Raw genomic sequence first — 1,352 nt, forward strand, 5'->3', positions numbered from 1 at the left:
TGAAGTGACCCCCGAAAGTTAGACAGGTCGTTTCATTAGGCAGCCTCTAGGGTATGAGCCCGGTATTGTACTGGGCTCATACCCTTTAATTTTGCCTTAATTCTTTTATGATTATAGTATTCTATATACTTTGCTAATTCTTGTTTGAAATGTGTTATACTTTCAAATTCTTTTCGATACAGAAATTCCGATTTCATAATACCGAAGAAATTTTCAATAACGGCATTGTCATAACAGTTTCCTTTGCGAGACATACTTTGAGTTATGCCACAATTCTTAAGAGAATGGCGGTATTGTTTCATTTGATAGTGCCAACCTTGATCAGAGTGAATGAGGAGTTTATCCGGATCGGTTACACAATAAAGGGCTTGGTCCAACATCGTTGAAACAAGGGAATAGGTCGGTCTGGAACTAATTGTATACGTGATAATTTCACCATTAAATAAATCCAACATTGGTGATAGGTATAACTTCTCCCCAAATAACTTAAACTCCGTAATATCTGTAACCCACTTTTCATTTGGTTTTTCAGCTTGGAAGTTGCGATTTAAAATATTTGGCGCAATTTTCCCAACTGTCCCTTTGTAAGAGCGATATTTTTTCATACGAACCAGACATTTTAACCCTAATTCTTTCATAAGGCGATATACTTTTTTATGATTTACTTTGTGTCCACGATTCATAAGTTCATCACGAATACGACGATAACCATAACACCCATCGTGTTCATTATAAATAGCTTGAATCAGTTCTTTTACCTCCGTATTTGGATCAGGACGATTAAAATGTTTCATCCAGTAATAGTACGTACTACGTGGAATGTTTGCGAGTTGAAGTAACTCCTTGATAGGAAATTCATGCCTTAACTCGTAGATTACTTGCGCTTTGTCTTGTTTGGTGATTTTTCTTTGTTTTGAACTAAGGCATTCAACTTTTTTAAATATGCATTTTCCATACGTAAACGCTCATTTTCCGCTTGTAAGGCTTCGATTGATCCTTCATCTACTGGTTTTATTTTTTTATCTTTCATGGTTGGACGCCCCTTTTTCTTTGATTGTAGGGCATCCAATCCTCCTGTTTCATAAGCTATTTTCCATTTCCGAAGTGTTTCATAAGACGGTATATTGAAAAGTGCCGCTGTTTCTCTGATAGATGTCCCGTGTTCATTCATATAATAAAGTACATCTAGTTTATACTGGGCTGGGTAGAATGTATAGCACTTTTCAAAGGCCTTTTCACCTGAAGACTCATATCGTCTAATCCACTCACGAAGTACGCTAGGGTTAACTCCTATAGATTTAGCAATTATTTTTCCACTTTCTGTACCATCTAAATATCGTTTCACCGCTTGG

General features: G+C 36.5%; 1 protein-coding gene. It reads right to left on the reverse strand.

All coding sequences use genetic code 11. The features are described from left to right. Window positions 1-35: 35 nt before the first annotated feature. Window positions 36-1,352, reverse strand: a protein-coding gene (locus OXT04_RS29455) for an IS3-like element ISBth10 family transposase (RefSeq protein WP_257140172.1) whose coding sequence is annotated in 2 segments (ribosomal slippage) — window positions 36-940 and window positions 940-1,352 — 1,318 coding nt annotated over the 2 segments. Because the reading frame shifts where the segments join, the coding sequence is not laid out codon by codon here. This gene is flagged as partial in the annotation.

The sequence above is a fragment of the Bacillus sp. GC_Bacil_1 genome (assembly GCF_026540675.1).
In the GTDB taxonomy this organism is placed as follows: Bacteria; Bacillota; Bacilli; order Bacillales; family Bacillaceae_G; genus Bacillus_A; species Bacillus_A cereus.